Raw genomic sequence first — 26288 nt, 5'->3', positions numbered from 1 at the left:
ACGTACATCAGGACTCAAACGTGAACTACTACCAGCATCCCAGTGCGATCATCGATGATGGCGCCCAGATCGGCGAGCAATCCCGTATCTGGCACTTTGTCCACGTCTGCGGTGGCGCGCGCATCGGTCGCGGCGTTTCGCTTGGCCAGAATGTGTTTGTCGGAAACAAGGTGGTGATCGGCGACCACTGCAAGATCCAGAACAATGTTTCCGTCTACGATAACGTCACCCTTGAAGAGGGCGTTTTTTGTGGACCGAGCATGGTGTTCACCAACGTCTACAACCCCCGTTCGCTCATTGAGCGAAAAAACGAATACCGCGACACCCTGATCAAGAAGGGCGCGACGCTGGGAGCCAACTGCACGATTGTCTGCGGTGTGACCATTGGCGATTACGCTTTCGTGGGAGCCGGTGCGGTGATCAATCGTGATGTACCCGCCTATGCCCTGATGGTCGGTGTCCCTGCCCGGCAGATCGGTTGGATGAGCGAGTTCGGCGAGCAGCTGGACTTGCCGTTGAGCGGAGAAGGCTCTGCGCCGTGCGCCCATTCCGGGGCCACGTATGTGCTCAGTGGGAATGTGCTTAAAAAGGAGAACAAGCAGTGATCGAGTTCATTGACCTCAAGGCTCAGCAGGCGCTGATCAAGGTGCAAATCGACGCGGCTGTCCAGCGTGTCATGGCCCATGGGCAATACATCCTTGGCCCTGAAGTGAATGAGCTTGAAGAGCGCCTGGCAGCCTTTACCGGCGCCAAATACTGCATCAGCGTCGCCAATGGGACCGATGCCCTGCAGATCGCGCAGATGGCGCTCGGCATTGGCCCGGGCGATGAGGTCATCACTCCGGGATTTTCCTATATCGCCACGGCCGAGACCGTTGCCTTGCTCGGAGCGAAGCCGGTCTACGTCGATGTCGACGCCAAGACCTACAACCTGGATCCCGCGCTGCTGGAAGCGGCCATTACGCCGAAAACGAAAGCGATTATCCCGGTCTCGCTGTACGGCCAGTGCGCCGACTTCGACGCGATCAATGCCATCGCAGCCCGGCATGGCATCCCGGTGATCGAGGATGGCGCGCAAAGCTTCGGCGGGCTTTATAAAGGCAAGCGCTCCTGCAACCTGAGCACCATTGGCTGCACCAGTTTTTTCCCGAGCAAGCCCTTGGGCTGCTACGGCGATGGCGGTGCGATGTTCACCAACGATGAGAACCTGGCCAAGGTGCTGCGGCAGATCGCCCGGCATGGCCAGGACCGTCGCTACCACCATGTTCGCGTCGGCGTGAACAGCCGGTTGGACACGCTGCAGGCGGCGATCATGCTGCCCAAGCTGGACGTGTTCGAGACCGAGCTGCGTCAGCGCGAGGACGTCGCGCAACGTTATGCCCGATTGCTGGAGCAGGCCGACATCGCCGCTCCGTTCGTGGCGGCGACCAGCCAGAGTGCTTGGGCCCAGTACACGGTGCAAGTGGCTTCGCGCGATGCTGTCCAGAAACACCTGGCGAGTGCCGGCATCCCTACGGCCGTGCATTATCCCATCCCCCTGAATCGCCAACCCGCGGTCCGGGACGAGCAGGCACACCTGCCGGTCGGCGATGCGATCGCCGCCCGCGTCATGAGCCTGCCCATGCACCCCTACCTCGATGAGCCTTCCCAGCGCCTTATTGTCGACACCTTGAAAGAGAGCCTTCGCGTATGACCTGCAAGATCGTAACCATCGTTGGCGCTCGTCCACAATTCATCAAGGCCGCGGCGGTTTCCCGGGAAATCCTCAAGCATCCGGAACGCCTGGTGGAAGTCATGGTGCACACCGGGCAGCATTACGACCCGAACATGTCCCAGGTTTTCTTCGACGAACTGGAGATCCCGGCACCCAAGTACAACCTTGAAGTGTCCGGTGGGACCCATGGCGTGATGACGGGGCGGATGCTTGAAGGGATCGAGCAGATCCTCCTTGAGGAAAAACCGGATTGGGTGTTGATCTACGGTGATACCAACTCGACATTGGCGGGCGCGCTGGCGGCAGCGAAGCTGCACATTCCCGTCGCCCATGTCGAGGCAGGGTTGCGCTCGTTCAATATGCGCATGCCGGAAGAGGTCAACCGTATCCTGTCCGACCGGGTGTCGACGCTGCTGCTGTGCCCCACGGCCCTGGCCGTCGATAACCTGGCCAAGGAAGGGCTCCGCGAAGGGGTGCACAACGTCGGCGACGTCATGTACGACGTGGCGCTGTTCTACCGCGAGCGCGCCAAGGCGCAAAGCCAGGTCATGGCGCAGCTGGGCTTGAAGGAGGGGGCTTTTGCGCTGGCGACATGCCATCGTGCTGAAAACACCGACGATCCTCAGCGCCTGGGTGAAATCATGGCCGCTCTGGCCGACATTGCCGCGCAGATGCCGGTCGTTCTGCCGCTGCACCCACGTACGCGCAACCTGCTCAAGACCCATGCATTGGAACATCACCTGAGCACCATCAAGGTGGTAGACCCGTTGCCGTTCCTGGACATGGTTGCCCTTGAGCAGGCGGCCAACGTGATCCTGACCGACTCGGGCGGCGTGCAGAAAGAGGCCTATTTCTACCGGGTGCCGTGCATCACCCTGCGCGATGAAACGGAATGGGTCGAAACTGTCGAGCTGGGCTTCAACCAGTTGGTCGGTGCCAATCGCAATGCGATTAAAACGGCAATGGCCAACCGGTCTATCCCTGAAGGCCAGGCAGATGTCTACGGCGACGGTACCGCCGCCGCACGCATCGTCGCTATCCTGGAAAGCACCCGGCCATGAATCCGATTTCAATCATCTGGCGTCACATCCACGTGTTGTGGGCGACGACCTTGACCGATATACGCAGCCGCTTCATCGGCACGATCTTTGGTGTCGCGTGGATCTTCCTCTACCCGTTGCTGTTCCTCGGCCTGTATGCCGTGGTCTACACGATGATCTATCGTGTACGGGTCGCGGAGTTCGGCACCTTCGACTACGTGCTGCTGATATTTTGTGGCCTGGTGCCCTTTCTCGGTTTTTCCGAGGCACTGGGCAGCGGGGTGGGATCGGTACTTGGCAACAAGGGGCTGATCAAGAACACGCTGTTCCCGATCGACCTGATTCCCGTCAAGACCGTCCTGGCCAGCAGCGTGACGATGCTGGTGGGGCTGGTGATGTTGCTGATGGTGTTGTGGAGTCGTGGCATCGTCCATTCCACGCAGTTGGCGATCCCCTTGATATTGGTGCTGCAGATCATCTTCACGGTGGGCCTGATCTGGATACTCTCGGCGATCAATGTGTTCGTTCCCGACCTGAGTCAGATGGTCGCGGTGCTTATCCTGTTCCTGATGCTGGTATCGCCTATCGCCTATACGCAGGAAATGATCCCCAAGGAGCTCATTCCCTTCATGTACCCCAACCCGTTGTACTACCTGATCATGCTGTATCGGGATGCGGCGTTCATCGGGGTCATCAAGCCTGGGCTGCTGGCCATTTTCACCGTCATTTCGTTCTCCACTTTCTTCTTGGGTGGATTTGTCTTTTCGCGATTGAAGCCGTTATTTGCCGATTATGTCTGAGCCGATCATTGAACTAGCCTCCATCGCCAAGATGTACCGGATTTTCCGTTCGCCACGCCATCGTATGGTTGAGGCGCTGGGTTTTCCCGTGGCCCGGTCGACCTACGACGAGTTCTGGGCGGTGCGCAACCTGTCGTTGACGATCAAGCCCGGGGAACGCGTGGGGCTGGTGGGGCGCAACGGTGCCGGCAAGAGTACGATGCTCAAGCTGATCGCCGGGCTCATCCAGCCGACCGAAGGCACGGTCAAGGTACGTGGCAAAGTCCAGGCGTTGATGGAGCTGGGGACGGGGTTCCACCCCGAGTTCACCGGTCGCACCAACGTCATGTCGTCTTTCGCCTACCAGGGTGTGACGGGGGCTCGTGCCAGGAAACTGCTTGACGATGTGCTGGAGTTCGCTGAGCTCGAGGAATTCATCGATAAGCCGGTAAAGACTTATTCATCCGGCATGTACTCGCGACTGGCCTTTGCGGCAGCCACGGCCATACGCCCGGAAATCCTCATCATCGATGAGATTCTTGGCGCCGGTGACTCGTATTTTGCCGGCAAGTCCGCCAAGCGGATGCGTACCTTGACGGCGGAAGGTTCTACCGTCTTGTTCGTTTCCCACGATATGTCCGCCGTGCAGATGATCTGTGATCGCGCCATTTGGGTCGAACGCGGCAGGATTGTCGCCGATGGCGACCCGATCGAGATCGGCCGCTCCTATGCGGCGTCCATCCGCAAGCAGGAAGAGCTGCGCCTGAGGGCGATCAACCTGAAGCTCAGTCGTGGGGATGTCAGTGAATTGCTGACCGACACCGAAGTCGACCGCGTGTCGGTGCTGCGTTTCATCTCCGCTGCCGACGATGCGCCGACAACTCCCCTGGCGGTGTTCGAGATGACGCTCGAGCACAAGGGTGAAGTCATCGACAACGTGCTGGTTGGAGAAGCCCTGGACGATGACCGTAACCAACGGCTGCACCTGTTGACCGCCCATGGCTACATGAACTGGGGGGCGCCAAGCAAGACCTCCGAAGGGATCAGCTACCGGGAGTTCAAGGACTGTGGCGGGCAATACAAGCATGCCCCCGTCAGCATCAAGGTCCCGTTGGGGCTGGGCGAGTTGGGTGAGTTTGCCGTGACCATCCGGCACACCGGCACGGGGGCGGGCGAAACGGTCTACTGCCAGATATTCGATGGCTTGGAATACATCACCATCGGCACGTTGGAGCCGGCTGCCGAGAATGGGCAGATGATCAGCCAGCGTTTTGCTCTCAGCTCCTTCGTGCCTTCGGCAACCGACAATGCTCCGGCCGTGGCCGAGCGGTCCGATTTTGAATACGGCGAAGGCAGTGCCTGGATCGACGGCGTCGACTTTCTGGATCGGCATCAAGAGTCACGGCGCGTGTTCTCTTTCGGCGAGCCACTTTACGTCCACGTGAAATGGGGTGCCAAGGTCGATATCCCCTGTATGTCGTTCATCATTTGCATCTATGGCATGGACGGGCGCTGCGTGGCGCAGGTTGTGTCGCCGTTCATTTCGTCCACGCGGGACCGACGCACGGGGCTGGTCAAGGCGCAGTTCGACCCGCTGATGGTCGGCGTGGGGGACTACGTGATCTCCGTGGGTATTTTCGATGGCATGACCGAGAGCCAGGCGAGCGGCGAACACCCGCTGGACGTCCATGATCGTCAATACCGCATTCGTGTGACGGCGCCTTTGGATGTGCGCATGGAGCGCGGTTTGGTCGTGCACCCGGTGGAATGGGTCAATCTGGAATCCGTTGAATGAGTAAGCGTTCCGAGATCAGTTATTTTGCCCAGGCCGACCTGTGGAGCCGCAACGCGGTTTCCGAGCAGGTCGCCGTTGCCGAGGATCTGATCGAACTGATCCCCGATTCGGTAAACACCATTCTCGACGCCGGTTGTGGCAACGGTACCGTGACCAATCGACTGGTGCCACGCTGGGACGTAGTGGGCTGCGATATCAGTGAGGCTGCGGTCAAGCGCGTGCAAGCGCCCGCCTTGGTGGCCGACTTGTGTGCGATCCCGTTTGGCGACCGCAGTTTTGACCTGACGCTTTCCAGCGATGTGATCGAGCATTTGCCCGACTCCATCTATGCTCAGGCCCTGGCCGAGATTGCCCGGGTATCGGCACGCTATATCCTGGTGGCGGTTCCTTACCGCGAGCTGCTCGAGGCGGCCGAAATCACCTGCCCGGCGTGTGGCACGCGTTATCACGCCCATCTGCATCAGCGCAGCTATACGCTGGAGGACGCGATATCGCTGTTCGCCCCGGTATTCTCGGCGGTGGACGTACGGTTTTCCGGTGAGTCGTGGACGTTTGAAGACCCCAAGATAGTCGAGGCGTCGCGTGCCTTGTCGGGCCTGGATTACCCGTTCGAGGACGGTATCTGCCCTCATTGCTCCACCCGCCGCGGGCCCGTGGAGCGGTCGAGCTCCGCCCTGATGGTGCAGCGCCGTTTCGAGGCGTTGCAGGCGATGCAGTCGGCGCAAGGGCTGCGCAGGATGCCCGACACCAGTGAAATTCTGGTGTTGTTCGAGCGCGGCGCGGCGGCGACAAGCCACTGGGCCACGCCCGATAGTGACGCATCCTTCGATGAATCGGGTTTCGCATTGTCCAGTCTGGCCCTGCGGGACAATCCGTTCAATTATCCGCGCAGCGTCTACCGTATCCAGAGCGACGCCGATTACGGCATAGTCACGGTTCCCCGGCGTCCCGAATCGGTGCAGGTGGAAGTGGGCGAACTGGAATCCCTTGAGGTTTACGATCACGTTCGCGGGCGCTACGTCAGCTGCCCTCGGGACAATGAGACCGGGACCTATCAGCTGGCCCCGGTTCCGTTCGGTCCCCATGGCTGCATCCTGCGCATGCTTCACCCCAGCGCCGACTTGCAATTGCAGATGACGTTCGAGGAGGCCGATCAGCGCAAGATCATTGCCTGTTGCCTGGGCGATGATCCCAGCGTCGCTCAAATGCGTGAAGAGGCAAGCAGGTTCTCGGCCCTGACCGAGCAGTTGGAGATTACGCGCTCGGCCCTTGAGGACAAGCTTCAGGAAAAAGAACGAGCGCTGCTCGAGCAGACCCAGGCGATGGCCAGGGTCAACACACTGGCCAATGAACTCGAGGACAAGCGCGCCGAGTTGGAAGACCGTTACACCCAACTCAGCGAAAGGGCCTCGGCCCAGGAAGTACTGATCAGCAACGGCGAAGTTCGTGTCGAGGCGCTGGCGAGCGAGAACGAACGGCTTTGCTCGCAGATAGCGAACCTGCAGGCCGAGCTCGACGGGACTCGGCACCACGGTGAAGCCTATCGGTTCGAGATTCAGCAACTCACGCTCAAGGTTGAACAACTGAGCCACCTTGCCAATGAACTCGAAGCTCGGCGAGATGCCCTCGAGCGTGAGCTCCAGTCGCGTGATCAGCAGTTGAAGAGCCTGCAGGGCCTGTATGACTCGGCGCTGCTGCAAAAAGAACACTGGATCGAGAAAAACAGCGAACTCGAACTCAGGCAGCACGACCTGACCATGACGATCGAAGCGCTTGAGTCGCAAGTCAATCAGGCACAGATCATCGCGCTTGAATACCAGAACGCCGTTGAGCGGATCGAAGTTCTGGCGCTGGAAAAAACCACGTTGAGCCTGGAGTTGGAAAGTCTGAACATGGAAGTTTCGGCGCGTTCTCACGAATTGGCAGAAAAACACCGTGTTACGCAGCACTTGAATGACTTGTCCGAGCGCCTGGAAAGCCAGCGTGAAATGCTGGAGGCCAAGGTCAAGAGCCTGGGCATGACCATCAACGGCCTGGTGGAGGAGAAAACCGAATACCAGATGTTGGTCGATGCGTTGCATATCCGCCTGGGGGAAGGCCTGCACAGGGAGGTGAACCAGCCACGCAAGGTCCTGGTGCTGTCGCATATGTATCCTCGCGAATACAACATGGTTGGCGGGATTTTTGTCCATGAGCAGGTCAAGGCCCTCAGGGCCCAGGGCATCGACGCCCGCGTGGTCAGCGGCGAGCCGTTCTGGATCAACACCGTCAACCCCAAGGCGATCAGGCGTGCGCTGAATATCTACCGGGCCCAGAAAATCAGTGGCTGGGAGGAGCATGAAGGCGTGCCGCTGATCCGCTTCCCCTATATCGTCAGTTCACTGCTGCCTTTCCAGGCCCATGCCACGACTTACTCCCATGGGTTGCTACGCCAGGCCGAGTGGTTGCGGGCAGACTTCGATTTCGAACTGATCCATGCCCACACCGCCTACACCGACGGCACCGCTGGTCGCCGCCTGGCCAGCAAGCTGAACGTACCGTTGGTCATTACCGAACACACCGGACCTTTCACGACCTTGACCCGTACGCGCTACTTGCGCCGCATGACGCAAAAGGCCCTGAACGCGGCTGACAAGGTGATCGCGGTCAGTTCGGCGTTGCTCTCGGACATGCGTCGGGAGGTCAAGCTCAAGGCGGGTGTCCATACGCAAGTGATCGCCAACCTGGTCGATACCGAGCTGTTTGGCGAACAAGCGGTCACGCGCGACGAATTGATCCATTTGTTGTGGGTCGGTCACTTCGTGCCCGTCAAGCGAGTCCCGGTACTGCTGGAAGCCTTCGCCGTAGCGCTCCAGTCGGAACCGCGCCTGCGCCTGCGCCTGGCGGGCAGCGGGGAAGGACTCGAGGACGCCCAAGCCCTGGTGGACAGCTTTGGCATCGGGCACGCCGTGGAGTTCTCCGGACGCGCCAGCCGCACGCAATTGGTCGATTACTACCGTGAATGCGATTTCCTGGTGATCTCCAGTGAAAGCGAGACGTTTGGCGTGGTGGCGATCGAAGCCATGAGTTGCGGCAGGCCGGTGCTCACCACTCGCTGCGGCGGCCCTGCCGAGATCGTTTCGCATTCACAGCTGGGGCATGTCGTGGGGATGAGCGTTGATGAGTTGACCCAGGGGATGCTGACGATGGCTCGCCAACGGGAAACCTTCAACAGTCGGGTCATCCGGAAAGTGACGGAGCTGAAGTTCTCCAGCGCCAGCATTGCCCAGGAAATCGCGAACGTGTACTCGGCCTCGATGGAAAACCGCAAGCGCTAGATGTCCATCAGCGTGCTGACTTACAAATAATTCAACAGGGATGCTTTCGTTCAATGAATCAAGTCATAACAGGTTCGCCCGTGCGGGCGCATGATTCGAACCTGGATTTTGTGCGGGTGGTCGCTTGCCTGGCCGTAGTGCTGCTGCACGTTTCCGCGCGGCCGATCTACATGCAGGGCGAATTGAGCATGTGGGCCTGGTTTCTCGGTGACGCCGTCAGCTCGTTAACTCACTGGTGCGTGCCGGTGTTCGTGATGCTGAGCGCTGTGCTGATCCTCGGCAATGCCAAGACAACCTATCGCCATATTCTGACCTCCCGCGTGCCGCGCATGCTGGCTGTGCTGTTCATCTCTTCGGTGATCTATGCCCTATGGATGAAGTATTTCCAGCAGGCCTTTGTCTGGACCGCGTTCTTGAGAGCCATTGTCCTGGGGCAGCCGTATTACCACTTGCACTTCTTCTACCTGATCATCGGGCTTTACCTGATCGCGCCACCGCTGTCCCAGGCCGTGGTCAACATGCAAGAGAAAGACCTGCGCAACGCGGTCATCGCCACGTGCACCCTGACCATGGTGACCTTTGCCTGGAGCACGTTTTCCCGCACGTACACGCCCAATGGCGGTAGTTTCTCCTGGTCGTATATCAGTTACTTCCTGCTGGGGTATTACCTGTACAAGTTTCGACCCAACCTGCCTTACGCGATGATCGCCTGGTTGGGTTACCTGGTCACGGTGGTCGGGACCTTCGCGCTGGCCTACGGTTTTGGCAGTGCCTACACGTGGAAGCTGTACTTCTTCAGCTATTTCAGCCCGACGGTTTTCGCCATGTCCATCGGTGTCTGGGGGTTGAGCCTGCAAGTCGCGCAAAAAGTCAGGATTCCCGGGCTCAAGCGGCTGGCTCCGCTGACGCTGCTGGTCTACATCCTCCATCCGATTTTCATGGAATTGTTGCGCTCGCAATACGCCAAGGTCTCTCCCTCGTTGATGAGGCCATTGATAGAAGTGCCATTGACCTTCGTGCTGACGACCCTCTGTGCTTTTGCCACAGCCTGGTTGCTGTACAGGATTTCCTTTATTCGTCGTTTATTTTAAGGGTGTGCAAGTGAGTAACTCTAAGAGCCGTGCCGTGATACTTGCTTCGGCTGCCGTCGTGGCAGTAGCCGGTTTGGGGTATGCATGGAAAAACAACTTGCTGTTCGGTGGTGTCTTTAACTGGAGCAGCGAGCCGGTCGTGCGTGTCCAGCCGGGGTCGGAAGACTCCCTGCATGTCGAATACCCTTCGGTCTTCAAGGTCGGCGATGCGAACGCAATGCTGTACTCCGGGTATGGCGACGATCATCGCTGGAGGATCAAGCTGGCCACCGCGCAGAACGACACCGACTACGTCAAGCAGGGCAACATCTTCGACGAAAAGCTGCTTCCATTCAAAGGCGCCTACGCTTTTCCGTTTGTCAGGAAGAACCTGGTAAACGGTGCAACCCGCTATGAGCTGTTCTTTTCCGTGACCGAAGATGGTTCGGCCTCCTACTCGGCGATCTATCGTTCCACCAGCGCCAATGGCCTTCGTTGGGAGACCCCCAAGAAACTGTTGGGCGACAGTGCCCTTGACCCGGTTGTGTTCAAGCACAATGGGCGCGACACGATCGTCTACACCTCCACGGTCAACGGGAACAATACGATCAAGGCGGCCGAACTGAAGGCCGATGGCGGCGTGGGACCGAGCACTGTGGTGTTGAACCCGGACAGTGGGATCTACACATTGGGTGTTGTCCACGTCAATGACAAGCCTGTGCTCTTCGTGGAAACCCCGAACAGTTGGGATGCCTATTGCTTCAATGCATCGGACAAGCTCGTTGCGGCAAGCCAGGAGCCGGTGTTCACGTTCAAGGACAATACCGGGAAAGCGTGGGATGGCTTGAAGTACGGCATGTACTTCTTTGAAGAGGCCGACTCGCCAACCATCTATTACAACGGTATTGAAGCGCATGGCGTCGAGCAGGGCGGGCAAATTGGCGTTGCCAGTTACGATGCCGGCAACTTGACCAGCAAGTTGAACTTGACCCAGTGTCAATGAATCGGGATTGCAACGGCGCATGAATATTTTGATGACAACAGCCGATCATTTGATGATCGATCGGCGGATTCTGCAGGAAGCCCAGACATTAGTTGAGCAGGGCCACCAAGTGACGTTGTTGGCGGGTTTCGAATGTCCGCAGCGCGAGTCTTACTCGCACAATGGCATAAAGATCGAGCGGTTCATGTTCGATTGGGGCGATTCGCGGTTTTCAGCCCTGGCACGTCGCTATAACCTGCAACCAGGCTCGAGCACTTATAACCGGGCCTGGCGCTTGTTCCGGGCCTGGGCCAACCGTGTGGCGAGCTTGAACAGCTTCGAGCAGTTCATTCTCGATCGAATGACGGAATACCAGGTCGATGTGCTGCACGTGCATGACTTTCCCATGCTGGCGCCGGCCGTCGAATTGGCGAAGATGCGCAAGGTTCCGCTGATCTACGATGCCCACGAACTGTACTACGCCCAGGTGCAACTGCCCGAGGCCACCCAGAGAAAGTACAAGAAAAAGGAATCGCGGCTGATCAAACAGGTCGATGCAGCGATTACCGTCAACCCGTACATTGCCAAGCTGATGGCCGAGCGCTACGCCGTCACGGCCCCGCACGTCATCATGAACGCGGCGCCCAAGGTGCCGGTGGCGTCGACGTCCTTGCTGCGCGAGCGCTTCGGTCTTGCGCCCGATGACAACATTCTGCTGTACCAGGGCTGGATCTCCGACAATCGGGGCATTGAGCGCATCGTCGAGGCGGCGGCCAACTTTGCCGCCAACACTTATCTCGTGCTTGTGGGATACGGTGCATTCGAGGACACCTTGAAAAAACTGGTCATGGAGCGAAACCTCGGAGATCGGGTGTTCTTTTATGGCGGGGTGCCGTCGGATGATCTGCACGAACTGACCTGCGACGCCGACCTGGGCATCATTCCCTACCATGGCGTCGACGAGAATAATTACTTCTGCAGCCCCAACAAGTTGTTCGAGTTTGCGGTCGCCGAGTTGCCTTTCATCAGTAACGACTTGCCATTCCTTCACGATATCGTCGCTACTTATGGCAACGGTTTGCTGGCGGACTTGAATTCTGCCGAGGCCATTGCAAGTGCGGTCAACCAATTGTTCGGCGACTCAGCGAAAATGGCGGCGCTGAAAGACGGGGCGAAGAAAGCCCGGGAAGCGATCAATTGGGACGTGGAAGGTGAAAAGTTGCTGAATATCTATCAACGGGTTACGGGCTGACTTCTTAGAAAATTTGAACGACGCGTCAGTTATTGTTTGTTTAGGGCAGGATGGTTTTTTATGTGTGGGATTGCAGGGATCGTAGCGGTTTCAGGAACGCCAGAGTCGATGCGTGGCTCCGTCATGAAGATGATGGACGCCATTCGTCACCGTGGCCCCGATGGCGAGGGCACCTGGCTTGATCCTGCTCGGCCTGTGGCGCTGGGACATCGGCGCCTGGCAATTATCGACCCGGAACACGGCAAGCAGCCGATGACCACCGAGGACGGTCGTTACACGATCGTTTTCAACGGCGCCATCTACAACTACCTGGAGTTGCGCCGCGAGCTCATCGGTCGAGGTCACCCGTTGCACAACTACTCGGACACGGAAGTGTTGCTGTACGCCTTCCGCGAGTGGGGCGAGCGTTGTGTCGATCGCCTGATCGGCATGTTTGCCTTTGCCATCTGGGACCGCCTCGAACAACGTCTTTTCTGCGCTCGGGATCGGATTGGCATCAAGCCGTTCTACTACCATTTCGATGGCCAGAAACTCGGGTTCGCCTCCGAGATCAAGGCACTCTTTGCCGATGGCTCCCTGAAGGCGGAGTCCAATTCGGACGGTTTGCAGGATTACCTGACGTTCCAGTTTTGCCTGAACGAGAAGACGCTGTTCAAAGGTGTCCAGAAGCTTGAGCCGGGTTATCACCTCAGCGCCTGGTATGAGGGCAGCCAGCTCAAGATCAAGACTTCCCAGTACTGGGATCTGCAATACAACATCGACGAGCGCCATGACGAGCGTTACTTCGTCGATAACCTCGCGGCCCTGATCGAAGACTCGGTGCGCATGCACTTGCGCTCCGATGTGCCGTTGGGCGCGCACTTGTCCGGCGGCCTGGATTCCAGCGCAGTCGTGTGCCTGGCGTCGAGGATGTTGGGTGGCGAGCAGCTCAAGACATTCACCGGGGCTTTCCATGAAGGCCCGCAGTTCGATGAGACGGGGCACGCCAAGGCTGTATCGGCGTTCGCCGGTACCGACTACAACGAGGTGTACATCCCGGGCAGCGAGCTGGCCGACCTGCTCCCCAAGCTGATGCACTTCATGGATGAGCCGCTTGCCGGCCCAGGCCTGATTCCACAGTATTACGTTTCGCGCCTGGCTGGCGAGCAGGTCAAGGTCGTACTGGGCGGGCAGGGCGGTGACGAGCTGTTCGTAGGGTATGCCCGCTACATGGCGGCCTACCTGGAGAAGTGCTTGTCCGGTGCGATCAATGAAACGGCGAACCAGCATCGCTATGCCGTTTCGCTGGAATCGATCATCCCCAACCTGTCGTTGCTCAAGACGTACCAGCCAATGTTGCAGGGGCTATGGCGCGAAGGGCTGTTCGCCTCGACCGACCAGCGCTATTTCCGCTTGATCGATCGCAGTGAAGGCATGTCGCACCTGTTCAACCCGGATGCCTTCGACAAGGGCTACTCGCCGTTCGAGTCCTATCAGAAAATCTTCAATCGCGAAGGCCTGCATTCCCTGGTCAACCAGATGACCTACTTCGACCTCAAGGGCTCCTTGCCGGCGTTGCTCCATGTGGAAGATCGCACCAGCATGGCGGCGTCCATCGAGTCGCGTGTGCCGCTGCTGGATCACCGCATCGTGGAGTTCATGGCGACCATTCCGCCGAACATCAAGTTTGCTGGCGGGCGCATGAAGCATCTGTTCAAGGAGTCCGTACGCAACGCGGTGCCGCAGAGCATTTTCGAGCGCAAGGACAAGATGGGCTTCCCGACGCCATTGACGCAATGGACCAAGGGCGTTGCCCGCGATTTCGTTCGCGACACGCTGCTGTCCGAGCGAGCCCGCTCGCGCGGGTTGTACAACGCGCAATCCGTCGAGAAGGCATTGAACAGCGAAAGCGAGTTCGGACGGGTCGTCTGGGGGTTGCTGTGCATGGAGCTCTGGCATCGCAACTTTATCGATGGAGACCTGCAACCGGGTGGTATCTGAAATCATGCCGAATGCCCCGCGGGTCTTGATGCTCTGTAACGACAGACAGATTGACCGAAGAATCCTTCTCCAAGCCGACAGCCTGGAAGAGGACGGTTGGGACGTCACGATCCTGGCCATGCCGGCGGATGAACTCATGGGGACGGATGACCGCCGCGTGCGGCGCATCGGTGCCCAGACCGAGTCGACTGCACGCAAGGAAAATCGGGTGCTCGAGGCCTATGGCCTGATGCGCCGGCATCTACCGATGAACGGTCGCCTGATGCGTGCCATGAAATCCCTTGCCTGGCGCTTCCTGGTCGATCATGAGCGTTTCTACCTGAACCTGTTCCTGGCCGATGGGCTTCAACACAAGGCTCAGGTGGTGGTGGCTCACGATCTGCCGATGCTGGCGGTGGGGCGCACGTTGTCCGAAGCGTTCGAGGCGCGCCTGGTCTACGACAGCCATGAGCTCTACAGCGAGCAGGAGTTCTCTCGGGGACAGCGCGCCAGTTGGGCCCAGGTCGAGCGTCGGCATATACAGGCCTGTGATCGCGTGATTACCGTCAACCCCTCCATCGCCCGCGAGCTGGAGGCGCGTTATGGGGTGGCTGAAGTGGCCGTTATCCACAATGCCGAGCGTATCCAGCCGCAAACCGAGCGTTCCTGGTACTTGCACGAGCGCTTTGGCATTCCCCGCGAGCATCGCGTGTTGTTGTTCCAGGGCGGTTTTTCCGCCGGGCGCAATCTGCCTGAACTGGTCGAGGCCATGGCATTGTTGCCCCGCGACGCAATCCATCTGGTCCTGCTGGGAGACGGTCAGCTTGCCACGGGCCTGCAGCGCCTGGTCGAGCGCAAAGGACTGGCGGCACGGGTGCACCTGCATCCGGCGGTGGCCCAAGCGGATCTGCTTGCAATAACGGCCTCGGCCGATGCGGGTGTCATCCCCTACCAGCCGATCTGCTTGAACAACTATTACTGCACGCCGAACAAACTGTTCGAATTCATGGCGGCGGGGCTGCCGATCCTGGCCAGCGACCTGCCCGAACTTCGCCGCCTGGTGGAGGGAAACCGGATCGGCTGCGTGGGCGATCTTTCGACGCCCCGGGCGATCGCCGGCATGATCGAGACTTTTTTTGCCGATGGACAAAGGCTGCAGCACTGGCGTGAGCAACTCACCGTGGTTCGCCAGGCGCTGAGCTGGCAGCAGGAAGGCGAGCGGCTCAAGCAACTGTACAAGGCGTTCAAATGAAAGTCGCAGTGGTTTATCAGTACTATCAGGGGCACTCGTCTCCGGGGCATTCGCTGGTGTACGAACTGACCCAGCATCTGGCGGCTGAGGGCCATAGCGTGACGGTGGTGTCCGGGCAAACCGGTTACATGCAGCGCGACACGCCGGTACTCCCTTGGTACCGGCGGCTGATCCTCAAGGAAAAAGAAGGCCTGGTTAAGATCATTCGTACCTACACCTACAGTGAATTGCATCGCAGTTATCTGGGGCGGTTGATCAGTTTCCTTTCATTCTCCGTGACAGCGCCCTTTGGTCTTCTGCGGGCCGAAAGACCGGATGTCGTGCTGGCCTCCTCACCCCCTATCTTCCCCATGCTTCCCGTGTGGGTGGTGTGCAAGCTGCGAGGTATACCGCTGGTATTCGAGGTCCGGGACCTGTGGCCGGAGTCTGCCGTGCAGATGGGGATCCTGCGCAATCGGTTGCTCATTTCCATCATGTCCTGGATGGAGCGGTTGCTCTATGACAAGGCGCAACGCATCGTCACCCTGACCCAGGGGATTCGCAATGACATCCATGCGCGCGGCTGGCCTGCGAGCAAGCTGGAAGTCATTACCTGTGGTGTCGACACCCAGATGCTCTATCCGGACGCCGAAGCTGGAAGCGTGGTGCGTCGCAACTTCGGTTGGGAGGGGCGCAATATCGTCCTGTACTTCGGCGCCATGGGCGAAGCCAATAACCTGGATGTGGTCATTGATGCCGCCGTGCAGTGCCAGGATGAAAACACGCTGTTCCTGTTGATCGGTGACGGCATGAAGCGGCCCTACCTTGAGCAGCGGATTGCCGAGCTGAACATCGATAACGTATTGATCCTGCCTCCGGTGTCCAAGCACGAAGGGCGGGGTTTCATCAACGCCGCCGATGTATGCCTCGTCACCTTGAAGGACATTCCGTTGTTCAGGGGCGCCATCCCTACGAAGCTGCTCGATTACATGGCCTGCGGTCGCCCCGTGTTGTGCGGTGTCGAAGGAGAGGCTGCCGAGATCGTCAAGGATGCGAAAGCCGGGATGGTGTTTGAGCCGAACAATGGCCATCAACTTTCAGTCATCATTGCCGACCTGATGCGCAATGAGCCTCTGCGCAACAAGATGGGGCAGAGTGGGGCGCAGTATGTAAAGAGCAACTTCGATGCGGTGCAAAGCCGAACGGCAATGACCGCGCTGCTCGAGGCTGTTTCAGTCGGCTAGGCTGCCAGGCCTGGCCTGCCCGGCGTGAACGAGTGGCTCAGGATGCCGTGCCCTTCCTGAGCCAATCCAGCACGCCCAGCCCCGCACGGTAGCCTGTCGCAAAGCATGCCGTGAGCAGGTAGCCGCCGGTCGGCGCTTCCCAATCGAGCATTTCCCCTGCAACGAAGACCCCTGGAACGGACCTCAGCATCAGGTTCTCGTCCAGACCGCTGAACACCACGCCGCCGGCACTGCTGATGGCTTCATCCAGCGGACGAGGCTTGACCAGGGTGATGGGCAGGGCCTTGATTGCCTGGGCGAGCCGTGCTGGGTCGGCGAAGGCGTCGGCGGGGGTGAGTTCGCGCAGCAGTGCGGCCTTGACCCCATCCAGGCCCAACTGGCTGTGCAGATGCTTGGCCATCGAGCGTGAGCCGCGTGGCTTGCCGAGGGCCTGGAGGACTTTGTCCACAGGCCGGCCGGGCAGCAGGTCCAGATGGAGTGTGGCGCTGCCGTGTTGGTTGATGGCCTCGCGAATCGACGCCGACAAGGCATAGACCAGGCTGCCCTCGATGCCGGTGGCGGTGATCACACATTCGCCGAGGCGCGGCACCTCGTCGTCCAGGCCCAGGGCGACGTTCTTCAGCGGCGCACCGGCGAACTTGCTGACCAGCAGTTCGCTCCAGGCCTGGACGTCGAAGCCGCAGTTGCTCGGTTGCAGCGGCGCCAGGGTGACGCCCCGTTGTTCCAGGGGCAGCATCCACGCGCCGTCGGAGCCCAGGCGCGACCAACTGCCGCCACCCAGCGCCAGCAGCGTCGCGGCGGGGCGCACGGCGTGTTCGCCTGCCGGCGAGGCGATCTTCAGGCTGCCGTCGGCGTTCCAGCCGAGCCAGCGATGGCGCGTGTGGATCGCCACGCCGCCGTCGCGCAGGCGCTTGAGCCAGGCCCGCAGCAGCGGGGCGGCTTTCATGTCGGTGGGAAAGACCCGGCCGGAACTGCCAACAAAGGTGTCGATGCCCAGCTCATGGATCCAGCGGCACAACTCATCGGCACCGAAGCTGCGCAGCAACGGTGCGAGGTTCGCCGCGCGCTCGCCGTAGCGGGCCAGGAACGCCGGAAAGGCTTCGGAGTGGGTGATGTTCATGCCGCCGACACCGGCCAGCAGGAATTTGCGACCCACGGAGGGCATGGCGTCGTACACATCGACCTGGATCCCGGCCTGGCTCAATACCTCGGCGGCCATCAGGCCGGCGGGGCCGCCGCCGATGATGGTGACGTTTGGAGGGGGGGATGGGCCGGTCGAGGTCATGATGGGCGCTGACAAAGAAGTGAGTAGGCGCGGCATTCTATCAGCACGCAAATCCTGTGGGAGCGGGAGATGCCGGTGCAGGTGCTCAAAAAACAGTCAGGGCTCTGCAGGCCATGTCCGGCATGGCCTGCAAGTCGTTTCGCTCAGGTTATCCACAGGCCGCTCCACAGGCATTGTGGGTAACGCGCCCTGGTTTCAATGACAACCTGATGACGTCCAGACCTTTTGTGCGCTGTGGTGCAGGATCCCGTGGCGGCGGGCCAGGGCCTGGCGATCCTTGCTGTAGCCGCCGCCGATCACGCCGACCACCGGAATGTCGCGCCCCAGGCAATGGCGCATGACCCGTTCGTCGCGGGCGGCGAGGCCTTCGTCTGTCAGCTTCAGGTAACCGAGGGCGTCGTCCTTGTGCACATCGACGCCGGCGTCGTACAGCACCAGGTCCGGCTGGTACAGGGGCAACAGGTAGTTGAGGGCGTCGTCCACCACCTCCAGGTAGGCGGCGTCGCCCATGCCCATGGGCAGTGGAATGTCCCAGTCGCTTTGTGCCTTGCGTGCCGGAAAATTCTTTTCGCAGTGCAGGGAAACTGTCACTGCGTCGGGAGTGTCATGAAGTATTCGCGCGGTGCCGTCGCCCTGGTGCACGTCGCAGTCGAAGATCAGCACCCGCGAGACCCGGCCGCTGGCCAGGAAATAGCGGCTGATCACGGCCAGGTCGTTGAAAATGCAGAAGCCGGCCGGGTGGTCGTAGTGGGCATGGTGGGTGCCGCCGGCCAGGTGACAGGCCAGGCCGTGCTCAAGGGCCTGTTCGGCGGCCAGCAGCGAGCCGCCCACGGCGCGAACCGTTCGGCGGGCCAGGGCGTCACTCCAGGGCAGGCCAAGGCGCCGTTGGTCCTCGCGGGACAACTCGCCCCCCATGTAGCGTTCGATATAGGCACGGTCATGGGCCAGGGCGAGGATGTCCGGCGGACACAGTGAAGGGCGCAGCAGGTCGGCGTCGCGGGTCAGCCCGCTGTCGACGAGGTGATCGCGCAACAGGCGAAACTTGTCCATGGGGAAACGGTGTTCCGCCGGGAATTCGGGGCTGTAGTCTTCGTGGTAGATCAGCGGCAACGGCATGGTGTTTTTCAAAGGTGATTTAAGTGACGGATCCTACCAGCGATGTAGACTCAGGGCATGGAGAGGGAGTGAAGATGGAGCCGATACTCGAATTGGAAAGCGCGCGGCTGGTCTTGCGCCAGTGGCGTGACGACGACTTGCCGGAATTTGCCGCCATGTGCGCGGACCCGCAGGTGATGCGTTATTTCCCTGCGCCGCTGAGCCGCCTGGAAAGCGCCGCGCTGATCGGGCGCGTGCGCGGGCATTTTGCCGAGCACGGTTTCGGTTTGTGGGCGTTGGAGCGCAAGGACACCGGCGCCTTCGTCGGCTTCACCGGCCTTGGCGTGGTCGGCTTCGACGCACCGTTCACCCCGGCGATCGAGATCGGCTGGCGCCTGGCCCGCGAGCACTGGGGCCTGGGGTATGCCAGCGAAGCCGCGTGGACCGCGCTGCGGTGTGCCTTCGATGCCTTGGGGCTGGAGGAAGTGGTGGCGTTCACCGCCGTCGACAACCTGCCGTCGCAGAAGGTCATGCAGGCCATCGGCATGCAGCATGACCCGGCGGACGACTTCGAACACCCAACACTCGCAGTCGGCCATCCGTTGCGTCACCATGTGCTCTATCGCATCAATCGTGAGCAGTGGTTGCAGACCCTTCACGGTTAGCCAACACGGACGTTTACAATGCCCGCCCAATGGCCCGGGCCAACAATCGATCCACCGCCGCAGCACAGACTGCGCGGTATTGCGCTGTGTGAGGAAAGTCTGAATGAGCCACGTGTTGGAAGATCTGGTCGACCTGCTGACCCTGGAACCGATCGAAGAAAACCTGTTTCGCGGTCGCAGCCAGGACCTGGGGTTTCGCCAGTTGTTCGGCGGCCAGGTGCTGGGCCAATCATTGTCGGCGGCCAGCCAGACCGTGGAAGAGGCCCGTCACGTCCATTCGATGCACGGCTATTTCCTGCGCCCCGGTGATGCGGCTTTGCCGGTGGTCTACCAGGTGGACCGGGTGCGTGACGGCGGCAGCTTCAGCACCCGTCGGGTCACGGCGATCCAGAAGGGCCATCCGATCTTCACCTGCAGCGCCTCGTTCCAGTACGACGAGCTGGGCTTCGAGCACCAGAGCAGCATGCCGCAGGTGGTCGGGCCGGAAAACCTGCCGTCCGAGTTGGAACTGACCCAGCAGCGCGCGCACCTGTTGCCTGAGCACATGCGCGAAAAGCTGTTGTGCCCCAAGCCGATCGAAGTGCGCCCGGTCACGGAAAAGGATCCTTACAACCCGCAGCCGGCCGACCCGATCAAGTACGTGTGGTTTCGCGCCGATGGCGCCCTGGCGGATTCGCCAGCCTTGCATAAGTACCTGCTGGCCTATGCCTCGGACTTCGGCCTCTTGACCACCTCGATGCTGCCCCATGGCAAGTCGGTCTGGCAGAAGGACATGCAGGTCGCCAGCCTCGACCATGCCTTGTGGTTCCACGCCGACCTGCGGGCCGACGATTGGTTGCTCTACGCCATGGACAGCCCGTGGGCCGGCAACTCCCGCGGGTTTTCCCGGGGCAGCGTGTTCAACCGCGCCGGGCAACTGGTGGCGTCGGTCACCCAGGAAGGGCTGATTCGCCATCGCAAGGACTGGGCATGAGCCTGGCCGATGTCCGTCACTGGGTCTTCGACATGGACGGCACGCTGACCATCGCCGTGCATGATTTCGCGGCGATCCGGGTGGCCCTGGCGATCCCGCCCGAAGACGACATCCTCACCCACCTGGCGGCCCTGCCGGCCGATGAGGCCGCGGCCAAGCACGCCTGGCTGCTGGAGCACGAGCGCGACCTGGCGCTGGGCTCCAGGCCGGCGCCGGGGGCGGTCGAGCTGGTGCGCGAGTTGGCAGGACGCGGTGACCGCCTGGGAATCCTGACCCGCAACGCCCGCGAGCTGGCCCACGTCACTTTGGAGGCCATCGGCTTGGCCGACTGTTTCGACGTGGCCGATGTACTGGGCCGCGACGAGGCGCCGCCCAAGCCGCATCCCGGTGGCCTGTTGAAGCTGGCGCAGGCCTGGGACGTGGCCCCCGAGGCAATGGTGATGGTCGGTGATTACCGCTTCGACCTGGACTGTGGTCGTGCGGCAGGGGCGCGGACGGTGCTGGTGAACCTACCGGACAACCCGTGGCCGGAACTGACCGACTGGCATGCGCGCGATTGTGACGAGCTGCGGCGGATGCTGTTGGCTTGAAGTGTTGAATCGAGTGTTCGCGATGAGGCCAAGTCAGGCAGGACGAGGCTTACTGCCCGAACAAGGCCTTCAGCCCCTCGGGCGAATTGAACATCCCACTGCCATCGTGCCCGATCCCGGGCACTTCGATCAGCCGTTGGGGCATCTCCCCTGGGTGCCTTCTGGTCAGGTAGTCGAAAAAGAAATGACCGCGCAATAACCGATACGGTCCCTGGGTTTGCGCTTCGCAGCTTTTGTCCAGGGCTGGATGCTCCGGGTCGACATCCTGTTGGCCGAGCAGGTAGACGATGTCGCGCTTGATGTAGTTGTCTTCCAGTTGGGCCGGTGTTTGCCCGGCGGCGTAGGCCGGCAAGTTTTTCAGCCCGTACTTCCAGTGATTGAAACCCGGACAACTGGCGGCATCGAAGGCCATCGGCCGTTGTTCATCGAAATAGGCGTAGGACGACGGGTTGGCGACGACGAAGCGCGGGTTGATCCTGAAGGGGCCGTGGGCGAGCAGGGCGTAGCGCTGCACGACCTGGGCACCACCGGAATGGCCGGCGATGACGATCTGTTGCACTTCGGGGAACTGCTGCCGGTCACTGACCCGCGCGACGATGTCGTCCAGAACCTGGAACGAGCTGACCGGATGCGGCCCCGTGGACAGGCCTCCGGCCATCCAGTCGTTGCCCTGCCAGCGGAGCAGGTCATTGGGCAACAGGTGGCGAGCAACGTCCTGCTCGTTGAGAAACTGCGGGGCGATGATCAGGGTGGTGCCCAGTTGCCCGGCCTGCCCGGCCGCTTTCTCGGCGCTGTGCAGGTAGGTGTCGGCATTGCGCAGCCGACCGTGGAGGATGATCAGCACGCGCTGGATGGACGCCGGGGCCGGGCTGACGTCCACGGCCATGGCGCCACCCTTGAGTTGCAGGCGCCCTTGCGCGACCACGTTGACGCCGTGCTCATTGGCCTGGGCCAAGGTGCTGCCCAGCACCAGCGCGAACCATGCGGCCCACTTCATCATCTACAAGCTTTTCGCCGCAAAAGTGTCGCACTGGCTGACCTGGCCCTGGGCGAACCCGGTCTTGAACCAGCGTACCCGCTGCGCCGAGGTGCCGTGGGTGAAGGAGTCGGGTACCACGCGGCCCTGGCCCTGCTGTTGCAAGCGGTCATCGCCGATGGCATTGGCGGCGTTCAGGGCTTCTTCGATGTCGCCCGGTTCCAGCCAGTTCAGGCGTTTCTGGGCATGGTTGGCCCAGACGCCGGCCAGGCAGTCGGCCTGCAACTCCTGGCGCACCAACAGGCCGCCGTCACCTTCCATCTGCCGGCCTTGCTGGCGGGCCTCCTGGATTTTCGCCGACACGCCCAGCAGCGTCTGCACGTGGTGCCCGACCTCGTGGGCAATGACGTAGGCCTGTGCGAAGTCCCCGGCCGCGGAGAAACGTTGGGCCATTTCCTTGAAGAAACTCATGTCGAGGTAGACCTGCCGGTCTGCCGGGCAATAGAACGGCCCGGTGGCCGATGACGCGAGGCCGCAGGCCGAGTTGACCCGACCGCTGAACAGCACCAGCTTCGGTTGCTGGTACTGGCGCCCAGCCTGCTGGAACACCTGGCCCCAGGTGTCTTCGGTATCGCCGAGGATCGAGCGCACGAACTCGGCCTGCTCGTCGTTGGCCGGCGGCGCCTGGCGGGTCTGCGACGAGGCGGGGGCGGACGTGTCCATCTGCCCGGCCAACTGCCCAAGGATCTGCATCGGGTCCTGGCCGGTGATCCAGCCGATGCCGACGATCAGGAGAATGGCCGTCAGGCTCAAGCCCTTGCCGCCGCCGAAGCGCAATCCGCCACCCCCGCCGCCATCGCCTCGGGCGTCCACCACGTTGTCACTGCGGCGACCTTTTTTCCATAGCATGTGGGCAGTCCTCTGATTGACCGGTGTGAACAGTGTTGCCGCTGAGTGGGATTGCCGCCAGTTCACTAACAGATTTTTGACTGTGGGAACGGATCGGCGCGCGAGTGCGCTGTATCCGTTGACCTTCTGCGTGGCGCGAAGTGCCGCTTCTCGCGCCGGCTCGCTGACACCGATATGGATTAAAATCCCATGTCGTTCCAGAATTTGCATTAAACTTCGCTTATTCTGGAATCAGCGTACTCATCTGGATCGTCCATGGCCGGCAGTCAAATCGAACGTGTCTTCAATGTGTTGGAAAATCTCGCCAGCGATCCCCGAGGCTGGCCGCTGCTAGGGCTGGCCGAGCAGTTGCAGATCCCCAAGAGCGCCACCCATCGCTTGCTCGCCGAGCTGATGCGCCTGGGCTATGTGCGCCAGAACCCTGATAACCTGCGGTATCACCTGTCCACCCGGTTGGTGGCCATGGGTTTTCGCTACCTGTCGCGAAGCGGCGCTGACATCGTGCAGCCCGTGCTGGATCGCCTGGCCCGGGAAACCGGCGAGCTGGTGCGCCTGGGCGTCATCGAAGGCGATTGCCAGACCTGGATCGCCAAATCCCAGGGCGCGCGGTCCGGGCTGCGCTACGACCCGGACATGGGCCGCGAGGCGCCGCTGTTCTATACCGCTTCGGGCCATGCCTGGCTGGCGTGCATGAGCGACGCCGAGGCGCTGTCGCGGGTGGAACGCCAGGCTGCCCAACTGCCGACAGAGGCGGGGCCCAACGCGCCGCGCAACTCGGTCGAACTGCTGGAATACCTGCGCCAGGCGCGCGAGCAAGGCTACGCCTGTGTCGAGGAAAGTTCGGCGATCGGTACGTCGGCCATTGCCGCCGTGGTGCGTCATCCGGTGGATGGGCGGGTCGTCGGTGTGCTCAGCGTGGCCGGTCCCAGCGCGCGGATGACACGGCCGCGCCTGCATGAGCTGGCACCGACCTTGCTGGCGTTTGCCGAAGAGCTGTCCCAGGCCAGCCAGGCTTCGGAGTTGTTCAACTGAACCGGTCGTCGCAGCGATTGAATGGGCGTGGGCGCGGTCTTATCCGTCACACGCCAGCCCTGGCCTCTTACTTCATGCATCGCGGGATTCCTACATGACCGTCAGCACTCCGCTTTCCGGCGTCAATCAGGCCTTCAAGGGCATCCTGCTGATTCTTTGCGCAACATTCCTGTTCTCCAGCCATGACGCCTTGTCGAAATACCTTTCGGGGTTCTACCCGATCATCATGGTGGTGTGGGCGCGCTACGTGGTGCACACCCTGTTGATGGCGGGCATCTTCCTGCCCCGTTCGGGATTGCCGGTGCTACGCACCAAGCGTCCCTTGTGGCAAGTGGCCCGGGCGTTGTGCCTGCTGGGCACCAGCTTGTTCTTCACCACGGCGTTGTTGTACATCCCGTTGGCGGAGGCGACGGCGGTCAACTTCCTGGCCCCCGTGCTAGTCACGGCGTTGTCGGTGCCGTTGCTGGGTGAGCGGGTGACGCGTGGCCAGTGGATCGCGGTGATCTTCGGTTTCATCGGGGTGTTGATCATCGTCCATCCCGGCGGGGATCTGTTTACGCCGGCGGTGTTGCTGCCGTTTTGTTCGGCGCTGTTCTTCTGTTTCTACCAACTGCTGACCCGCAAGCTCAGCGAGATCGACAGCCCGACCACCAGCAACTTCTTCGCCGGCCTGTGCAATACGTTGGTGATGAGTGCGTTGGTGCCATTCTTCTGGCAAGTGCCGAGCCTGGTGCATGGCTTGATGATGCTGGCGCTGGGGGCCTGCGGGATGACGGCACACCTGATGCTGACCCAGGCGTTCCGCTTTGCCGCCCCGGCGCTGCTCGCGCCGTTCGGGTACTGTCAGATCGTGTTCGCCGGCCTGCTGGGGTGGTTGTTGTTCAACCATACGCCGACGTTGACCACGGTGTTCGGTATCGTGCTGATCTGCCTGAGTGGCCTGGCGGCGGCGTGGCAGCAGCGACGCAAGTGACTGGCTGCCGCAACCCCTGTGGTGAGGGAAGAAGGTCTCTCGCCACAGGGGCTGCGGTCGTATCAGCTCTCCAGATTTGGAATCTTGCGCGGCGCCATGAAGTACAGCCAGGTCAGGGCGATGAAGTACATCGCCGGGATCAAGGTGAACAACACGGTGTAGTTGTTGTTTGTGACGGTCAGGATGTGGCCCACCAACTGGGTCATGAACATCCCGCCGATGGCCGCGCACATGCCGCCGAAGCCGAACACCGTGCTCATCATGTATTTGGGCGTGTAGTCCATGACCAGGCTCCAGATGTTGGCGGTCCAGGCCTGGTGCGCGCCGATGGCCAGGGAAATGGCGAACACCGCCATCCATAGGTTGCTTGCGCCGGCGGCCATGATCACACCGATGATGCAGCAGGCGAACAGCAACATGGAAAGCAGGCGCGCCTTGATCGGGTTGAGGCCGCGGCCAATCAGGAACGAAGACAGGATACCGCCGCCCACGCTGCCGAAGTCGGCGGTCAGGTAGATGATGATCAGCGGGATGCCCATCTGGGTGACGTTGATGCCCAGGTTGTATTGCTGGTTCAGGAACGGCGGCAGCCAGTAGAGGTAGAACCAGAACACCGGCGCGGTGATCGAGTAGGCGAGGGCGAACGCCCAGGTGCCGCGCATGCGCAGGATACGGGAGAAGGGCACGCGGGCCTGCTCCGGTTCGTCCTGGGCCTGGATGTAGGCCAGTTCCGACGCCTTGACGTTGGGATGGTCTTCCGGGTTGAAGTATTTCAGGCCCCAGAACAGCAACCAGACCCCGCCCAGCGCGGCCATGCACAGGAACGCCGCCTGCCAGCCCCACACGTGCAGGATCAATGGCAGCAGCATCGGCGTGAACATTGCGCCGACGTTGGTCCCGGCGTTGAAGATACCGGTGGCCACCGCCCGTTCGCCGGCCGGAAACCACAGCCGCGTGGTTTTCACGCAGGCCGGGTAGTTGGCCGCTTCGGTCAGGCCCAGGATGAAGCGGCAGACCATGAAGCCGACCGCCGAAGTGGCCAGGCCATGGGCACCGGTCGCCAGGCTCCAGAGCAGCACGGCGCAGAAGAACACGCGCTTGACGCCGATCCGGTCGATCAGCCGGCCCTGCAGGACAAAGCCCACGGCATAACCGACCTGGAACCAGAAGTTGATGTTGGCGTAGTCCATCGCCGTCCAGCTCATTTCCTTGGCCAGGATGGGCTGCATCACGCCGAGAGCGGCGCGGTCGATGTAGTTCAGGGTGGTGGCGAAAAACACCAGCGCGAGCATGCCCCAACGGGTCTTGCCCACGGCCAGGGCGCCGCGGATTTTGTCGCCGATGCCACCGGTCGTGACGCCCATGCCTGGGCTCAGGGGAGAACTTTGGGAAGGATTCATAGCGTGT

General features: G+C 61.1%; 22 protein-coding genes. 17 read left to right on the top strand and 5 right to left on the bottom strand.

All coding sequences use genetic code 11. The features are described from left to right. Positions 1–20: 20 nt before the first annotated feature. From wbpD to KI241_RS23525, 12 genes are all read left to right on the top strand, one after another. Positions 21–605: a UDP-2-acetamido-3-amino-2,3-dideoxy-D-glucuronate N-acetyltransferase gene (gene wbpD / locus KI241_RS23580; protein WP_047736321.1), complete on the top strand. Its 585-nt coding sequence runs from the start codon at positions 21–23 to the stop codon at positions 603–605. Next, positions 602–1693, top strand: a complete 1092-nt coding sequence (locus tag KI241_RS23575; protein ID WP_042728450.1) for a DegT/DnrJ/EryC1/StrS family aminotransferase — start codon at positions 602–604, stop codon at positions 1691–1693. The genes wbpD and KI241_RS23575 overlap by 4 nt, the downstream gene beginning before the upstream one ends. Continuing rightward, positions 1690–2775 (top strand): UDP-N-acetylglucosamine 2-epimerase (non-hydrolyzing), encoded by a 1086-nt coding sequence (gene wecB, locus KI241_RS23570; RefSeq protein ID WP_042728449.1) that lies wholly within the window; start codon positions 1690–1692, stop codon positions 2773–2775. The genes KI241_RS23575 and wecB overlap by 4 nt, the downstream gene beginning before the upstream one ends. Then, positions 2772–3554 carry an ABC transporter permease gene (locus KI241_RS23565; protein WP_038859231.1) on the top strand — a complete coding sequence of 261 codons (783 nt, stop codon included), beginning with the start codon at positions 2772–2774 and terminating at the stop codon, positions 3552–3554. Before wecB ends, KI241_RS23565 begins: the two co-directional genes overlap by 4 nt. A 64-nt stretch (positions 3555–3618) precedes the next feature. Then, complete coding sequence (locus KI241_RS23560; protein WP_160310723.1) at positions 3619–5328, top strand: ATP-binding cassette domain-containing protein; 1710 nt, start codon at positions 3619–3621, stop codon at positions 5326–5328. Further along, a complete protein-coding gene (locus KI241_RS23555; RefSeq protein ID WP_042728448.1) occupies positions 5325–8645 on the top strand; it encodes a glycosyltransferase in 3321 nt (1106 codons plus the stop codon). The genes KI241_RS23560 and KI241_RS23555 overlap by 4 nt, the downstream gene beginning before the upstream one ends. A 53-nt stretch (positions 8646–8698) precedes the next feature. Next, complete coding sequence (locus KI241_RS23550; protein WP_080922015.1) at positions 8699–9736, top strand: acyltransferase family protein; 1038 nt, start codon at positions 8699–8701, stop codon at positions 9734–9736. 10 nt (positions 9737–9746) lie between these two features. Continuing rightward, complete coding sequence (locus KI241_RS23545) at positions 9747–10718, top strand: hypothetical protein (protein ID WP_212803052.1); 972 nt, start codon at positions 9747–9749, stop codon at positions 10716–10718. Positions 10719–10725: 7 nt separating this feature from the next. Beyond that, positions 10726–11949 (top strand): glycosyltransferase, encoded by a 1224-nt coding sequence (locus KI241_RS23540; protein ID WP_144419393.1) that lies wholly within the window; start codon positions 10726–10728, stop codon positions 11947–11949. A 60-nt stretch (positions 11950–12009) separates the two neighbouring features. Further along, positions 12010–13929 (top strand): asparagine synthase (glutamine-hydrolyzing), encoded by a 1920-nt coding sequence (gene asnB / locus KI241_RS23535; RefSeq protein ID WP_042728444.1) that lies wholly within the window; start codon positions 12010–12012, stop codon positions 13927–13929. Between the two features lie 4 nt (positions 13930–13933). Then, complete coding sequence (locus KI241_RS23530) at positions 13934–15160, top strand: glycosyltransferase family 4 protein (protein WP_161796093.1); 1227 nt, start codon at positions 13934–13936, stop codon at positions 15158–15160. Further along, positions 15157–16383, top strand: a complete 1227-nt coding sequence (locus KI241_RS23525) for a glycosyltransferase family 4 protein (protein ID WP_042728442.1) — start codon at positions 15157–15159, stop codon at positions 16381–16383. The genes KI241_RS23530 and KI241_RS23525 overlap by 4 nt, the downstream gene beginning before the upstream one ends. Before the next feature lie 37 nt (positions 16384–16420). On the opposite strand, the gene KI241_RS23520 is transcribed toward KI241_RS23525, so the two are convergent. Then, positions 16421–17668 carry a TIGR03862 family flavoprotein gene (locus KI241_RS23520; protein WP_152622897.1) on the bottom strand — a complete coding sequence of 416 codons (1248 nt, stop codon included), beginning with the start codon at positions 17666–17668 and terminating at the stop codon, positions 16421–16423. A 195-nt stretch (positions 17669–17863) separates the two neighbouring features. Beyond that, positions 17864–18784, bottom strand: coding sequence for a histone deacetylase (locus KI241_RS23515; protein ID WP_042728440.1), 921 nt, complete (start codon positions 18782–18784; stop codon positions 17864–17866). A 74-nt stretch (positions 18785–18858) separates the two neighbouring features. On the opposite strand from KI241_RS23515, the gene KI241_RS23510 reads away from it, so the two are divergent. The 3 genes from KI241_RS23510 to KI241_RS23500 all read left to right on the top strand — a co-directional run bounded on the left by KI241_RS23510 (position 18859) and on the right by KI241_RS23500 (position 20991). Further along, on the top strand, positions 18859–19428 hold the full coding sequence (locus tag KI241_RS23510; protein ID WP_042728439.1) for a GNAT family N-acetyltransferase: 570 nt from the start codon (positions 18859–18861) through the stop codon (positions 19426–19428). A 103-nt stretch (positions 19429–19531) separates the two neighbouring features. After that, positions 19532–20401 carry an acyl-CoA thioesterase II gene (gene tesB / locus KI241_RS23505; RefSeq protein ID WP_042728438.1) on the top strand — a complete coding sequence of 290 codons (870 nt, stop codon included), beginning with the start codon at positions 19532–19534 and terminating at the stop codon, positions 20399–20401. Next, positions 20398–20991, top strand: coding sequence for an HAD family hydrolase (locus KI241_RS23500; RefSeq protein ID WP_212803051.1), 594 nt, complete (start codon positions 20398–20400; stop codon positions 20989–20991). The genes tesB and KI241_RS23500 overlap by 4 nt, the downstream gene beginning before the upstream one ends. Before the next feature lie 49 nt (positions 20992–21040). Here KI241_RS23500 and KI241_RS23495 read toward each other — a convergent pair whose 3' ends face one another. Both KI241_RS23495 and KI241_RS23490 read right to left on the bottom strand, forming a co-directional pair. Continuing rightward, on the bottom strand, positions 21041–21991 hold the full coding sequence (locus tag KI241_RS23495) for a hypothetical protein (RefSeq protein ID WP_042728436.1): 951 nt from the start codon (positions 21989–21991) through the stop codon (positions 21041–21043). Further along, complete coding sequence (locus KI241_RS23490; RefSeq protein ID WP_042728435.1) at positions 21992–22876, bottom strand: neutral zinc metallopeptidase; 885 nt, start codon at positions 22874–22876, stop codon at positions 21992–21994. It abuts the gene before it with no gap. Positions 22877–23131: 255 nt separating this feature from the next. On the opposite strand from KI241_RS23490, the gene KI241_RS23485 reads away from it, so the two are divergent. After that, positions 23132–23908 (top strand): IclR family transcriptional regulator, encoded by a 777-nt coding sequence (locus KI241_RS23485; protein ID WP_042728434.1) that lies wholly within the window; start codon positions 23132–23134, stop codon positions 23906–23908. A gap of 94 nt (positions 23909–24002) precedes the next feature. Continuing rightward, positions 24003–24881 carry a DMT family transporter gene (locus tag KI241_RS23480; protein ID WP_042728433.1) on the top strand — a complete coding sequence of 293 codons (879 nt, stop codon included), beginning with the start codon at positions 24003–24005 and terminating at the stop codon, positions 24879–24881. A 62-nt stretch (positions 24882–24943) separates the two neighbouring features. Here KI241_RS23480 and KI241_RS23475 read toward each other — a convergent pair whose 3' ends face one another. Continuing rightward, entirely contained in the window at positions 24944–26245 is a 1302-nt protein-coding gene (locus tag KI241_RS23475; RefSeq protein ID WP_234408003.1) for an MFS transporter, read from the bottom strand. Between the last annotated feature and the right edge of the window lie 43 nt (positions 26246–26288).

Source organism: Pseudomonas sp. Cab53, from assembly GCF_018325965.1.
Classification (GTDB): Bacteria; Pseudomonadota; Gammaproteobacteria; order Pseudomonadales; family Pseudomonadaceae; genus Aquipseudomonas; species Aquipseudomonas chlororaphis_E.
The sequence above is the reverse complement of the archived record's forward strand: the minus strand, read 5'-3'. Positions and strand labels throughout refer to the sequence as shown.